Here is a 13,792-nt window from a genome sequence, read left to right on the forward strand (position 1 = left end):
CTCAGGCGACTCTTTTCACCAGCTCAGGACCATTCCATGCATTCGCAATCCCTGCGCGGGCTCGCTGCGTTTTACGCACGCCTGCGCCACCCGCTGCTGCCGGTTTTCGGCATGCTGCTGTTCTTCCTCGTGCCCGACGCACTCGCCCATGGCGTGGCCGAAGGCGACAAGGGCTTCATCCAGGAAAGCTCCGGCGTGATGCTGCTGCCGTTCGTCTACCTCGGCGCCAAGCACATGATCACCGGCTACGACCACCTGCTGTTCCTTTTCGGGGTGATCTTCTTCCTCTACCGACTCAAGGACGTCGGGCTCTACGTCACCCTGTTCGCAGTGGGCCACTCGGTCACCCTGCTGCTCGGCGTGCTGATGGAGATCAGCATCAGCGCCTATCTGATCGACGCCATCATCGGTTTCTCGGTCGTCTACAAGGCACTGGACAACCTCGGCGCCTTTCAACGCTGGTTCGGCTATCAGCCCGATACCCGCGCCGCGACGCTGGTGTTCGGCCTGATCCATGGCTTCGGCCTGGCGACCAAGATTCTCGAATACGAGATTGCCGCCGATGGCCTGATCGCCAACCTGATCGCCTTCAACGTCGGCGTCGAGATCGGCCAGCTGCTGGCGCTGAGCGCCATCCTCATTGCCATGGGCTACTGGCGGCGCACCGCCGGCTTCTGGCGCCACGCCTACACCGCCAACGTCGCCATGATGAGCGCCGGTTTCCTGCTGATGGGCTACCAGCTCACCGGCCTGGCCCTGTCTTCGTAAGGAATTTGCCCCATGTACAACAACCAACGTCCCGACCTGAGCGAGCTGCCTAGCAGCGGCCAGCTGCTGCGCTCCACCCTCATCGCCCTGATCGCCGCCGGCGTGCTGCTGGTAACCGTGGTGATGCCCGCCGAGTACGCCATCGATCCGACCGGTGCCGGCCGACTGCTGGGCCTGACCCAGATGGGCGAGCTGAAGCAGACCCTGGCCGAGGAAGCCGCGACCGAAGCGCAGCCGCCGGCCGAAGCCGCTCCAGCCGAACCTGCCGCAACAACGCCGGACAAGGATGAACCGGTGGCGGCACAGGCCGAGCCAGCCCCGGCGGCAGCGCCAACGCCTGCGCAACCGGAGCCACCAAAAGTCGCCACCCAGCAGCACGAGGTGAACCTGACACTCAAGCCCAACCAGGCCACCGAGATCAAGCTGGAAATGAAGGAAGGCGCCAAGGCGAACTTCCACTGGACGGCCAATGGCGGGCGCCTCAACTACGACACCCACGGCGATCCCTACAAGGCACCGAAAGGCTTCTACCATGGCTATGGCAAGGGCAAGAATGCGCCTGAGCTGCAGGGTGAACTGGTCGCCGCGTTCGACGGCAAGCACGGCTGGTTCTGGCGAAACCGCACCAACGAGACGGTGAAACTCACTCTGCGCACCGATGGCGAATACATCACCATCGAACAGGTGTTCTGAGTTTCGTTTTCGGCGTAACCACCGCAGCACTGGCCAAACTCGGCCAGGGCTGCGGCTCGTACGGGAGAAACCCATGTCCTGGATCATCACCAAATACGCGCTGACCGCTGCCATGGTCGTGCTGGTATCGGAGGTGGCCAAGCGTAGCGACAAGCTCGGCGGCTTCATTGCCGCGCTGCCGCTCATCACCCTCCTCACGCTGATCTGGCTGTACCTGGAGAAGCAATCGCCGGAGAAGATCGCCAACCACGCCTGGCATACCTTCTGGTATGTCCTACCGACCCTGCCGATGTTCCTGGCGTTTCCGCTGCTGCTCCCACGGCTGGGGTTCTGGCTGGCACTGCTGGCCAGCGCAGGCATCACGGTCGTCTGTTTCGGGCTGTTCGCGCTGCTCATGCGCCCCTTCGGCATAGAGCTGCTATGACCGCCTGGCGTTAAGGCCGACGGCGCCACGTGGCGCCGTCGCTGTACACGTGCTCAACTCGCCTTGAAGCGGCTGACGTTGTCCAGCAGGGTGCCAGCAAGGTCGCTGAGGCGGCTGGCAGTGTGGTGATTGCTGCCTACCGCCTCACCGTTCTCCTCGGCCATGCGCGCAATGGTGGTCACCTGCTGGGCGATCTCGGCGGACGCCGCGCTCTGCTCGCGCAAGGCATTGGAGATCTCCGCCACGGTGGACAGCACCTGATTGGCCGCCTCGCGAATGCCACCCATGGCCTCGCCGGCCCGCTGCGCGCGTGCGACGCCCTCGTTGACTCGCACCACACCCTGCTCCATGCCATGTACCGCGCCCTCTGTGCCTTGCTGGATGGCCGCAACCATCTGCGCGATCTCCTTGGTGGAATTGGCGGTACGCTCGGCCAGCTTGCGCACCTCATCAGCCACCACGGCGAAGCCGCGCCCCTGGTCACCGGCCCGCGCCGCTTCAATCGCCGCATTCAGCGCCAGCAGATTGGTCTGTGCGGCGATGTCACCGATCACCCCGACGATGGCCGAGATCTGCCCGGAGCGTTCGCCCAGCTCGGCCACAGTACGCGCCGAGTCGCCCACCGATACGGCGATCTGGCTGATTTCATCGACCACCGCGGCGACGATCTCACCGCCCTGACGCGACAGTTCGCCAGAGCGATGCGCCAGTGCATCGGCCTCGCCCGCGTTGCGCGCGATGCTCTCGATGCCGACGGTCATTTCTTCGACCGCCGCCGCCATGCTCGACGCGGCGTCGCTCTGGCACTGCGAGGCGACATGGATCTGCCCCGAGGCGGTAACCAGGCTGCGCGCCGAGTCAGCGACATGGTCGGAATTGTTCTTGATGCTGCCGATCAGCCCGCGCATGGCGTCGGCCATGTCGTTGAAGCTGCCGGCGACGAAGCGCAGCTCGTCGCGCGCAGCCAGATCGATATGGGTTGTCAGATCGCCAGCGGCGAGCCGCTCGCTGCCGGCGCGCAGGCTGCGGATGCTGGCCATCACCGACAGATAGGCACCCACCGAGAGATAGCCGATCACCGCCAGCACCACCAGCAGCACGGTCAGGTTGCCGAGCAGCACCTGTCGGGCGTCCTCGATACGCTGTTCGAGCAGGCCGTCCAGGCTTGGCAGCAGCACGTCGCGCATCTGCGCATAGCCGATGCTGATCGCCTCGGTGGTCATGTCGAAGAACTGCGCTGACGAGGTGCTGCTGAAGTCAGCACGCACCACCATGTCCTGCACCGCCGCATCGATCACCTGGCCACGTTCGCGCATGGTGGCGACGGCGCGGCTCAACGGCGGCTGGAGTTCCGGCCGCTCGGCAACCACCTTGTCGATACTGCGCTCCATGTCCTGGGTCGCCGACTTGATTTGCTCGGTCAGCACAATCAGCGCAGTGCGTTGCGGCTCGCTCATCTCGCCCCTGGCCAGTATCGCCGACGCACTACCGCGCAGGCGGCCCAGCCGCTCGATCAGAAACGGCATGCGGCTAACCGCGGTGGTCATCAGGTAATAGGTCTGCGGCTCGGGATCGAAGGTCAGGCCGTAGGCGTCCGCCACCTGGGTCTGGAAGTCCAGTAGTTGGGCGATCAGCGCGGTGTGCGCGTCATAGCTTTGCGGCTGGGACCAGCTTCGCACGGCCCGCTTGATGCCATCCCAGTCTCGACCGATCGCCTGCCACTCGCGCGTGCCGCGCTTGTCCTCGGCCAATGCCTGACTCATCTCCACCAGGGCGGTATCGACACGGGTTTGCAGGGCGGAGCGCCGATCCGCCATGGCCGTGTTGCCGCCGAGCAGCATGGCGGACACGCCGCGATGCTGCTGGGTCAGCTCAATCAGGCTCGACAAGGGGCGCGCCAGCGCTGTGGCGACCAGCTCGCTCTCCGCTCGCTCGATGGTGCGGTTGAGCTGGCCGGCGAGGGTCAGCATCAGGCTGGCGAAGGCAAGGAAGACCAGCAGCCCCAGCACACCGAATTTGATCGGATAGCTGAGCCGGTTCATCAACAGTTCGGCGGGGGAAAACAGCAATTTCATGGGACATGTCCTGACGTGACGTGGCACTGCACGGCGCCGCTCGACGTCGTGGCACTCCGGACGCGGCGCCTGGCTAAAGCCAGACTGAGAGTGGCAACCGAGCGCGCGGGAGTTGCCGCGCAAAATACGGAGCCGACCGAGCGGTCACCGTGACCACGATCAAGAACGGGAGCCAGGAAAACGGCGCCAGTCGACCATCCATCCGGATGGGCCTTTTGGCTGCGGCAGGCGCCGTGAATTTCCGTTCGGGACGGGCGAACTCCCGCGGGCTGAAGCACTCCCAAACACCCAGTGCATCTCCTTCTTTGGCAGTAGGGCTTTACCTGCGCGAACCAGCGTGAATAATGCCGCCCCTTTTCAACGCAACGAGGTAACCATGACGGCGCCAGCCACCACAGCGACTCCGCCCCTTTCCGCCCGCGCCGTGCTGCTGCTCGAACTGGCGCTGGCCATGGGTGGCTTCGCCATCGGCACCGGTGAGTTCGCCATCATGGGCCTGATGCCGAACGTGGCCGAGGGGCTGGGCATCAGCGAACCCCAGGTCGGCAACGTGATCAGCACCTACGCCCTGGGCGTGGTGGTGGGCGCACCGTTACTGGCGATCCTCGGCTCACGGCTGTTCCGTCGGCACCTGCTGCTGTTGCTGATGGGTTTCTTCGCCTTGGGCAACTTCGCCAGCGCCCTGGCGCCGGATTACTCGACGCTGATGATCTTTCGCTTCGTCACCGGCCTGCCCCACGGCGCCTATTTCGGCGTGGCGATGCTGGTGGCTGCTTCCATGGTGCCGCCGGACAAACGCGCCCAGGCCGTCGCCCGCGTGCTGATGGGGCTGACCGTGGCGATCCTGATCGGCAACCCGCTGGCCACCTGGCTCGGACAATGGGCGAGCTGGCGCTATGCGTTCGCCCTGGTTGGTGCCATCGCCCTGCTGACGGTGCTGCTGGTGGCGCTGTTCCTGCCGCCGAACCGCAACGAACCGCGCAACAGCCCGCTGCACGAAATCCGTGCGTTCAACCGGCCACAGGTCTGGCTGGCGCTGGCGATCAGCTCGATCGGCTTCGCCGGCATGTTCTGTGTGTTCAGCTACATGGCGCCGACGTTGCTGAACGTCACCGGCGTTAGCGCCGGCTGGATTCCGTTTGCCCTCGCCGCGTTCGGCCTTGGCGGCATTGTCGGCAATCTGGTCGGCGGCTGGCTGTTCGATCGGCTGCGCTTCAAGGCGGTCGCCTGGCTGCTACTGTGGAGCGCGCTGGTGCTGCTGGTATTCCCGCTGGCAGCGCACTCGGTGTGGACGATCTTTCCGGCGGTATTCGCGGTGGGCACGATGGTGTCGCTGTCGCCCGCGCTGCAGACCCACCTGATGGATGTCGCCGCCGATGCGCAGACCCTCGCCGCGGCGTCCAATCATGCCGCCTTCAACATCGCCAATGCCCTTGGTCCGTGGCTGGGCGGGCTGGCGATCACCGCCGGTTTCGGCTGGACATCCACCGGCTATATCGGCGCCGCCACCGCCGTTGGCGGTCTGCTGGTGTTCGCCTGGGCCTGGAAGATCGAGCGCGCGGTACAGGACGCCGATGCCGGGCAGGCGACCTGCTGCTCCTGAGGCCGAAGCCGGCCGTCCGCTCGTGACGACAATGGCGCGCAACATGCAGTAATCAGTGAAGCGATGGCCCGCCTTGCAGATCATTCGGCAAGCGGGTCCTATCTACGATTCCTGATTTCGAGACCCTGACCTTGCAGCATTTCTTCCTGTTCCGCAGCAAAGCCCGGCGGCTCTGCCTGCTGCTGATTACCCTGTTCACCGTTGGCCTGCCGGTCGGCTGTTCGGTGCTCGAACAGAAAGAGCGTGAGCTGGTGTTCCGTATCGAACCGGGCACCGCGTCCTGGTTCAGCGGCCTACCGCGTGGCGTCGAGGAGCTGCAGCTGACCGATTCCGCGTTCGGTGACGAACAGAACATTCATGCCTGGTGGTGGCCGGCCGCCGACGCCGATGCGCCCGCCCTGCTCTACCTGCACGGCGTGCGCTGGAACCTCACCGGCCACCTTTTTCGTCTGGAACAGCTGCGCGCGCTGGGCTTCTCGGTGCTGGCCATCGACTACCGCGGCTTCGGCCAGAGCCTTGGCGATCTGCCGTCGGAACGCAGCGTCTATGCCGACGCGCGCATCGGCTGGGAGCGCCTGAAGACGCTGCAGCCGGACGCCGGCAAGCGCTTCATCTACGGGCATTCCCTCGGCGGCGCGGTGGCTGTCGACCTGGCCGCCGAACTCGGGCAGCAGGCCGAGCGCGACAACGTACCGGCCGAGGCGCGCGCGCTGATCATCGAGTCGACCTTCACCTCGCTGGCGGACGTGGCGACAGCCGTGTCCGACACCACGCTGCCGGTGCGCTGGCTGCTGTCGCAGAAGTTCGATTCGCTAGAGAAGATCGACCAGATCGGCATGCCGCTGCTGGTGGTGCACGGCACTGATGACCGCTATGTGCCGCCGCGTTTCAGCGAGCAGCTGTATCAGGCTGCGCGCCAACCCAAGCAATTGCTGCTGGTCGAAGGCGCCACCCACAACAACAGCCTGCGCGTGGCGCTCGGCGCCTATGGCCGAGCGCTGCAGGCGCTGCTGGAATCCGGCGAGCAGCAGCGACTGGGTGCCACGCAGCCGCCGCAGGCAAAAGCAGCGGAGCGCGGCTAGCCAGCCTTAGCGCTTGGCCTCCAACCCTTCGAGCAAGGCACGGTGAAACGCTTCCGGCGCCTCGACCTGGGGCGAATGCCCCAGATCGGGGAAGGCCACCAGCTTGGCGTCGGGAATCATCGCGGCGGCCTGGCGACCCAGCTCGGGATAGTTGCCCAGGCGCTTGGCGACATCCTGCGGCGCACGGTTGGCGCCCGGCGCGGTGCGATCCAGCCCGCCGATCAGCAGCAAGGTCGGCGTCCTGATCCGCGAAAACTCATGGATCACCGGCTGGGTGAAAACCATCTCCGAAGTCTGCGCCTGGTTCCAGGCGACCTGGTCCTTGCCGTCCCCGGCATACATTCCGGCGAGCATGCCGACCCAACGGTCGTACTCCGGCTTCCAGCTGCCGTTGTAGTAGAACTTCTGCTGGTAGGCCTTGATGCTGTCGAAATCGGTTTTGAGTTCCGACTGATAGAGCTGATCGATCGAGGCGTAGGGCACACCCTCGGCCTGCCAGTCTTCCAGACCGATGGGGTTGACCAGTACCAGCTGCTCGACTCGCTGTGGGTAGTTCAGCGCCAGTCGCGCCGCCAGCATGCCACCCATGGAATGGCCGATCACGGTGACCTGTTCGATGCTCTCCTGCTCCAGCAGCGCCTGGGTGTTGTGCGCCAGCTGGGCGAAGCTGAACTGGTAACCCTCGGGCTTGCTCGATCTGCAGAAACCGACCTGATCGGGAGCGATGACCCGGTAACCGGCCTGGCTGAGCACCTCGATGGTGCGCTCCCAGGTCGCCCCGCAGAAGTTCTTGCCATGCAGCAACAGCGCCGTGCGGCCGTTCGCCTTGCCCTGCGGCTCGACGTCCATGAAGGCCATTTCCAGCGCCTTGCCCTGGGACTCGAAACGGTAGTGCTTGAGCGGGTGCGGATAGCTGAAGCCTTCCAGCTGCGGGCCGTAGGCGGTTCGGCTTTCGGCCAGCAGCGGCAGGCTCAGGGTTAGACCGGCGGCAAGCGCCAGGGCGGACACGGCTGTTTTCACGCGCGACTCCTGTTCGGTACGAATCGGGAAACTCCGTACATAGGAATGCATTCGTGCAGCCGGGTTCGCGGTCGGATTGCCACAATGCATGTCCCGACCGCATCAGCCCATCTCTCTTCGCTTACAGACGGAAGCGCCCGACCAGCTGGTTGAGCTGCGTCGCCAGGCGCGCCAGCTCGTCGCTGGCCACCGAGGTCTGCTGCGCACCGGTGGCGCTCTGCTCTGAGATGTCGCGGATGGCCACCAGGTTGCGATCCACCTCCCGCGCGACCTGTGCCTGCTCCTCGGCGGCGCTGGCGATCACCAGGTTCATCTCGTTGATCTGCCCGACGCGCTCGGCGATCAGCCCCAGCGCCTGATCCGCTTCGCCGGCCATGGTCTGGCTGCGCGTAGCGAATTCACTGCTCTGCTGCATGTCGCGCACCGATTGCTCGGTAGCGCTCTGGATCGCGCCGATCATGCGTTCAATCTCCTGGGTCGAGCTCTGCGTGCGCTGCGCGAGGTTACGCACCTCGTCGGCGACCACCGCGAATCCACGTCCAGCTTCGCCGGCCCGCGCGGCCTCGATGGCGGCGTTGAGCGCGAGCAGATTGGTCTGGTCGGCGATCGCGCGAATCACATCCACCACCTGCCCGATGCTCGCAGCCTCTTGGGCCAGGTGGGTCACGGTGGCCGCGGTCTGCTGCAGCTTGTCACTCAGCTGGTCGATGGTCTGCCGCGTGGCAGTTACCTGGCGGCGTCCGTCGTCGGCGACCGTCTCGGCATCGCGCGAAGCATCGGAGGTGCGGTTGGCGTTGCCGGCCACTTCGTCCACCGCGGCGGACATCTCGGTGACCGCGGTGGCGGCCATCTGCACTTCCTCGTTCTGCTGATGGATGCCCTGGGCGGTGTGCTGGGTGACCGCGTGCAGCTCCTCGGCAGCCGACGCCAGCTGGGTCGCCGAGCCCTGGATGTCCTGCAGCGTATCGCGCAGGGTGCGCTGCATCTGACGGATCGACTGCTGCACCTCGGTAATTTCATCCTTGCCGCGACACTCGATGGTGCGACTCAAATCACCCGCTGCCACCGATGCCGCGGCCTGCTTCAACTCCTCCAGCGGCCGGCTGATGCTGCGCAACATCACCGTGGCGAACAGACCGCCGCCAACCAGCAGCGCCAGCAACAGGCCGATGTTCAACAGGCGATTACGCTGATAGAGCGCCTGCGCCTGTTCGTACTCGGCCTTGGCCTCGCCCAGTTGCAGCTCGATCAGCTGGGTAAAGCCTTCGGATATGGGATCGATCAGCGGATACAGATCGTTGATGACGAACGCCGCCAGCCGCTTTTCGCTGTGCCGGTCCAGCGTACGCTCGAGCGCATCGAGTGGTTCGTCCGCGGCCTTCATCAGGGTTTCGATGCGCGTCGCGATCAGTCGCTCGGCGTCAACCAGTCGGGTGTTCAGGTACGCACTCCAGAGACGGTTGATCTCGGCGCGGGCGTTGCGCACCTCGTCACGCGCCTGGCCATAGCTGAGCATGCCGCTGCGAGTCTTGTGGGTGGTATCGACGATCTTCACCGCGTACAGGTCGGCGATCAGCTTGAGGTCACGCAGCGGCACGACGCGATCCAGGTACACGGTGTTGAGCCCGGCGACGCTGCGCTGCTGGGCATTGAGCCCGGTCAGCCCGATCACCAGGCAGGCCGCAAGCATGGCCCCGACCAGAATCAGCAGGCGGGCACGGATTGTCAGTTGCTGCATCATTCGTTCTTTTCCATATGGCGTGCCGTTCGTGAGGAGCGGCAAATTGGCAAAAGTGAGGCATAACGGTCGAACCGGCGCGTCGGGCGAGGGACGTGCCGCGTGGTCCTGTTGCAGGACGCGAATCGCGGAAGAGGAAGCGGGAGCGTGATCTTGTTGTTGGGTCTACAGACGCCTGCCGAGCACAGGCGAAATGCCAGCACGCGAGATCATATCGGCCAAGCGTGGTCGCCCTTTAATGAAAAATCATCGCAAGCTGCATGCCAGAGCGGCCGGGCAGCACATTGCGCAGCAAGGTCGGTTCACCGACGCGGCAGTAGCCTCGCCTGCACTGCCGTTGAACTTCACTGCCCCGACGGTCCATGCGATTAGACATGCGACTAATGGCGCAGCGCAGACTGTGCGCTACTACACAGCGTCAGTACCCGCAGGTGATACCTTCGCGCCCGACCAAATTCAGCAAGGGACCTGTCGTGAAAACGCTTATCCGGACCGCCGCTCTGGCGCTGACCACCATCGTCGCCAGCCATGCCTTCGCCGAGGCACCGCCACCTAGCAACTTGGCCGAGGCGGTGAAGCAATTCTCCGAATACAACACCCGCCTCGACCAGGCCCTGGCGCAGGAGCAGACACCGGAGAACATGGCGCAGATCCACGAACTGACCTACACGCTGAAAGCGGCGCTGGAGAAAATCGTCGAGGAAATGGACGGGCTGAACGACACCCTGGAGGAAATCCACATCGCCTCGGAAGCCGAGAGCGCCGACGAAGTCAGCAGCTACGGCGCGGACTATCTGAAGACTGCGCGGACGGTGATCAAGTAATCCGCCGCATCAGGGCTCGACCGGCACGATATCGAAGCCGATGCGGTTGTCGCTGATGACGCGATATTCCAGCGTCTGCCCCGCCTGCACCTGCGCCAGTTTCTCGCGGCGCAGGCTGAGCTTGCCACACAGCGTGTCGTCCAGCGGATCGGTGCCGATGCTGACGATCCGCGCACCGGCCGGCACCTGAAAACGTACCACCTCGCCGACGTGGATGCGCGCAGCCAGCTCACGATCGATCATCACGGCGATGTAGCAGCCGCCGCCACGCAAGCCGAAATCCCGCGTCACCACCACCTCACCGGCGTTCTCCAGGGGCTGTTGGTAGGCCAGCACCCGCTCGGCCGGCACCGGTTCGATGTCCTCGGCATCGGGCTGCCAGGATGAACAGCCAGCCAGCGACAGCAGTGCAGTGAAAGCGAGGGTCAGACGCATGGAAACTCCTTGGCCGGGACTGAAATGGCGAACCTGGTCGTCGAGCATGCCAGAGCGCCGAATGATTGCTAGAGTCTGACTACAGTTTCGTATCGATGACGGCAGGCACAACGTGAACAATCCGGACGACAGCCAGCCACGCTTCTGGCGCGACGCCGCCCTGCCCTTCCTCGAGGCGCGGGCGGTCGCCGATGGGCGCAGGGTCTGCTATGCGCCGCACTGTCACGAGACCTTTTCCATCGGCGCGATCACCGCCGGCGCCAGCACCTACTTCAATGGCACGGCACGCCAGCGGATCGCCCGCGGCGCCGTGGTGATCATCAATCCGCAAACGGTGCATGCCTGCAACCCCATCGACGGCCAACCCTGGTCGTACCTGATGTTCTACGTCGACACGGGCTGGCTGGGCGCGCTGCAGCATGAGCTGGGCGTCAGCGCCGACGGCCGCTTCATTCCCTACACGCCGATCCAGAGCCTCGACCCGGCGTTGTTCACCGGGCTGACCAGGCTGTACGCCACCCTGCTCGACCCGCAGGCGGACACGCTGCAGCGGCAGAGCGCGGCGGTCGAGTACTTCACGCTGCTGCAGCAGACCCTTGCCCCGGCAGCCGCCAGCCCGGGCGCAGAGCCCGTCGAACAGCTGCGACGGGCGGCCGACTACATTGCCGAACACTGTACCCAGGCGCTGCGTCTGGAAGACATCTGCCAGGCAGCCGCGCTGTCGCCGTCCTATCTGATCCGCACCTTCAGGCAGCACTACGGCATGACCCCGCATGCCTATCTGCTCAACCGTCGCATCCAGCGCAGCCAGCACTGGCTGCGCCAGGGTCATGACCTAGCCGAGGTGGCGCTGGCCGCCGGTTTCGCGGACCAGGCGCACTTCCAGCGCACCTTCAAACGTCAGCTGGCGGCGACGCCCGGGCAGTACCGGGATCGCATCGCGCCGGGCTCAGCCCGCCACTAGATAGAACGCACTGCCTGCCAGCAACAGTGCCATCGTTCGATTGAGCCAGCGCACCCGCCCCGGCTCCTGCAGATAGCGGCTGAGAAAGGCGCCAGCTCCGGCCCAGCAGGCAATCGAGCCATAACAGATGACGAAATACAGGCCGGCGAACAGCCAGACCCGCAGCACATCGCCATTCGCCGCGAACAGCCCCATGCCCGCCACTGACGCCAGCCAGGCCTTTGGATTGAGCCATTGCATCAGCGCGCCGTCGAGCAGCGACGGGCCATTGCCGGCCGTAGCGGGTTCCAGACGGCCATCATCGACTGCAAGCCTCCAGGCCATGTAGAGCAGGAAGGCGACCCCGCCCCACTGGATGCCACGCATCAGAATCGGCGCCCGCTCGAGCAGCTCGTAAAGCCCGAGGCCGATCAGCAACAGCAACAGGGTGAAACCGACAGTTGCGCCGGTGATGTGCCGAGCACTGGCGCGAAAGCCGAAACGCGCGCCACAGTTGAGCGCGACCAGGTTGACCGGGCCAGGAGTGATCGACGAGGCCAGGGCGAACGCAGCCATCGAGAGATAGGGGTCCATGAGTACTCTGCTTACCAGTGAAAGATGGTGGGCAGGCTATGGGCCCGACAGGGCATGGTATTGAAGGAAATTGCCCTAGTGGCCTGTGTAGTGAGTTGGTTGAGGCAAGTTCGGATGAACAGGGCTCCGAGACAAGGCGCTGCGGCGAGTCATAGCGGGCTATGGCAAGGAGCAGCAACACAGTATCGGGGCCATGGGCGCCGAAATTGCCCGACTGAACTTACCAAACAGGCGGCTATGTCTACAGGTGATGGCTCCCCGGATAGGGACGCGCCTCCTCCAGCTCGCCATCGCGACCGAATACCTCGACCGACGCGGCGCGGCCGTCCATGTAGGCATCCAGCGCGCTGTACATCTCGTCCTTGGTGAGGGTTCGCAGCACGGTTTTCTGGGTTTGCTGGTCTTCCAGCTCCCAGCCCATTTCGGTGGGCCTGACCTGATAAATGTTCATGGTGACTCCTCTGGGGTGGCGATTGTCGTGGGCGGATGGGTCAGCTCGGCTCGCCGGAACCGTCTTCTCCCTGGATGTCCGGATCGTCCGGCAGCGTCTCAGGCTCGTCAGGATCGTCCAGCGGCGAAGGCTGATCGTCGTAGTCCGGGTCTTCGCCGGCGTTCTTTTCGCCTCCATCGGTCATGGTCACATCAGGCTCATCGCCTGCCTGCTGGTCATCTGCCTTCATGGTTGCCTCGGCTGTCGCGGGTGGATGACTGATATCGATTGGAGGCGACAAACCACGCGACGTTCGAACCGCACGACACCGGCGGTCCGAAGGTTGCCGTGGCGCCGCCGCAGGATTGCCCGGCCGATCCCGTGCCACTATCGGCGGGGGCGGCCACGCGACCATGCAACCGATTGCACTGCCCGAGCCGCTCCACCACACTGCCCACTCACACCCAACCGCAGTCGGAGATTCCATGCAGACACTCACCCCACAATCCCGCGCGGCCATTCTCGAAAACCCGGAAGCCCTGGAATGCACCCTGTACCGCCCCGACGAATACGACGAGGAAGCGGAAGAGCAGGATCTTGGTGACGCGCGCATCGTCATCAGCGGCCCCTTTGAAGCGCCAGCCGAATGGGATGCCAAGGACCGTGACGACTACTTCGACGGCACCGCGCCGGAAGCCTTCGTCGTCGCCCGCATCGCCTGCCAGGCAGCGCCCGACTCCGGCGTCTACTTCACTGCCGTGCCCGGCGACTACGCCGCCGTCACGGAAAGCCCGGGCCAGGTATCGATGTTCTACGTCTGGGACTGCCTGAACGATGCCGAAGGCCAGTACGTGCTGATCCGCGAGGAAGAGGACGACGAGGTCTGATCCACCTCCGGCGATTACATTCCACCTGGCGTGTTCCGGTGGATGCGCGAAGCGACATCCACCCGGCGATTCAGCAGAGTCCGTCGGGTGGACCTCGGCGCAGCCGTGCCGTCTCAAGCAGCGGCACCGGCCTGGTCCAGGCTGCCGTACGAATCCATCCTGCAGGCAAGTTTCAGCCCAGCTAGCCCAACCGCCTGACGATCCGCATCATCATGCGTTTCATTCAAGCGCCGACCTCATCGCCCTGCTTCGCTGTCTACCCCCTAGAGATTCCAT

Annotated in this window: 15 protein-coding genes; 8 read left to right on the forward strand and 7 right to left on the reverse strand. The window is 64.8% G+C overall.

Annotated features, from left to right (window positions below):
* Nucleotides 1–36: 36 nt before the first annotated feature.
* From F753_RS30455 to F753_RS30465, 3 genes are all read left to right on the forward strand, one after another.
* A complete protein-coding gene (locus F753_RS30455; protein ID WP_023444435.1) occupies nucleotides 37–768 on the forward strand; it encodes a HupE/UreJ family protein in 732 nt (243 codons plus the stop codon).
* Nucleotides 769–780: 12 nt separating this feature from the next.
* Nucleotides 781–1,461 (forward strand): hypothetical protein, encoded by a 681-nt coding sequence (locus F753_RS30460; RefSeq protein ID WP_023444436.1) that lies wholly within the window; start codon nucleotides 781–783, stop codon nucleotides 1,459–1,461.
* A 73-nt stretch (nucleotides 1,462–1,534) separates the two neighbouring features.
* Nucleotides 1,535–1,885 carry a DUF3147 family protein gene (locus F753_RS30465; RefSeq protein ID WP_014821149.1) on the forward strand — a complete coding sequence of 117 codons (351 nt, stop codon included), beginning with the start codon at nucleotides 1,535–1,537 and terminating at the stop codon, nucleotides 1,883–1,885.
* Nucleotides 1,886–1,938: 53 nt separating this feature from the next.
* On the opposite strand, the gene F753_RS30470 is transcribed toward F753_RS30465, so the two are convergent.
* Nucleotides 1,939–3,960 carry a methyl-accepting chemotaxis protein gene (locus F753_RS30470; RefSeq protein ID WP_023444437.1) on the reverse strand — a complete coding sequence of 674 codons (2,022 nt, stop codon included), beginning with the start codon at nucleotides 3,958–3,960 and terminating at the stop codon, nucleotides 1,939–1,941.
* Between the two features lie 376 nt (nucleotides 3,961–4,336).
* Here F753_RS30470 and F753_RS30475 point away from each other — a divergent pair, with 376 nt between their 5' ends.
* Nucleotides 4,337–5,563, forward strand: a complete 1,227-nt coding sequence (locus tag F753_RS30475) for an MFS transporter (protein ID WP_023444438.1) — start codon at nucleotides 4,337–4,339, stop codon at nucleotides 5,561–5,563.
* A 131-nt stretch (nucleotides 5,564–5,694) separates the two neighbouring features.
* On the forward strand, nucleotides 5,695–6,645 hold the full coding sequence (locus tag F753_RS30480) for an alpha/beta hydrolase (protein WP_023444439.1): 951 nt from the start codon (nucleotides 5,695–5,697) through the stop codon (nucleotides 6,643–6,645).
* Between the two features lie 6 nt (nucleotides 6,646–6,651).
* Here the strand turns inward: F753_RS30480 and F753_RS30485 are convergent, their stop codons facing one another.
* Both F753_RS30485 and F753_RS30490 read right to left on the reverse strand, forming a co-directional pair.
* Nucleotides 6,652–7,665, reverse strand: a complete 1,014-nt coding sequence (locus F753_RS30485; RefSeq protein WP_023444440.1) for an alpha/beta fold hydrolase — start codon at nucleotides 7,663–7,665, stop codon at nucleotides 6,652–6,654.
* Between the two features lie 121 nt (nucleotides 7,666–7,786).
* Entirely contained in the window at nucleotides 7,787–9,406 is a 1,620-nt protein-coding gene (locus tag F753_RS30490; RefSeq protein ID WP_023444441.1) for a methyl-accepting chemotaxis protein, read from the reverse strand.
* Between the two features lie 470 nt (nucleotides 9,407–9,876).
* On the opposite strand from F753_RS30490, the gene F753_RS0124700 reads away from it, so the two are divergent.
* Complete coding sequence (locus F753_RS0124700; protein ID WP_003283891.1) at nucleotides 9,877–10,227, forward strand: DUF6746 family protein; 351 nt, start codon at nucleotides 9,877–9,879, stop codon at nucleotides 10,225–10,227.
* 9 nt (nucleotides 10,228–10,236) lie between these two features.
* On the opposite strand, the gene F753_RS30495 is transcribed toward F753_RS0124700, so the two are convergent.
* On the reverse strand, nucleotides 10,237–10,662 hold the full coding sequence (locus F753_RS30495; RefSeq protein WP_023444443.1) for a hypothetical protein: 426 nt from the start codon (nucleotides 10,660–10,662) through the stop codon (nucleotides 10,237–10,239).
* Nucleotides 10,663–10,774: 112 nt separating this feature from the next.
* On the opposite strand from F753_RS30495, the gene F753_RS30500 reads away from it, so the two are divergent.
* On the forward strand, nucleotides 10,775–11,626 hold the full coding sequence (locus tag F753_RS30500) for an AraC family transcriptional regulator (protein ID WP_023444444.1): 852 nt from the start codon (nucleotides 10,775–10,777) through the stop codon (nucleotides 11,624–11,626).
* Here F753_RS30500 and F753_RS30505 read toward each other — a convergent pair.
* The 3 genes from F753_RS30505 to F753_RS30515 all read right to left on the reverse strand — a co-directional run bounded on the left by F753_RS30505 (nucleotide 11,612) and on the right by F753_RS30515 (nucleotide 12,879).
* Entirely contained in the window at nucleotides 11,612–12,199 is a 588-nt protein-coding gene (locus tag F753_RS30505) for a LysE family translocator (protein WP_023444445.1), read from the reverse strand. The genes F753_RS30500 and F753_RS30505 overlap by 15 nt on opposite strands.
* Nucleotides 12,200–12,440: 241 nt before the next feature.
* The gene (locus F753_RS30510) at nucleotides 12,441–12,650 is read right to left on the reverse strand and encodes a hypothetical protein (protein ID WP_014821157.1); all 210 of its coding nucleotides are present in this window, start codon (nucleotides 12,648–12,650) and stop codon (nucleotides 12,441–12,443) included.
* A gap of 40 nt (nucleotides 12,651–12,690) precedes the next feature.
* Entirely contained in the window at nucleotides 12,691–12,879 is a 189-nt protein-coding gene (locus F753_RS30515; protein WP_014821158.1) for a hypothetical protein, read from the reverse strand.
* Nucleotides 12,880–13,114: 235 nt separating this feature from the next.
* Between F753_RS30515 and F753_RS30520 the strand changes: the two genes are divergently transcribed.
* Nucleotides 13,115–13,516: a hypothetical protein gene (locus F753_RS30520; protein ID WP_014821159.1), complete on the forward strand. Its 402-nt coding sequence runs from the start codon at nucleotides 13,115–13,117 to the stop codon at nucleotides 13,514–13,516.
* Nucleotides 13,517–13,792 lie beyond the last annotated feature (276 nt).

Origin of the sequence: Stutzerimonas chloritidismutans AW-1 (assembly GCF_000495915.1) — a bacterium.
Lineage (GTDB): Bacteria > Pseudomonadota > Gammaproteobacteria > Pseudomonadales > Pseudomonadaceae > Stutzerimonas > Stutzerimonas chloritidismutans.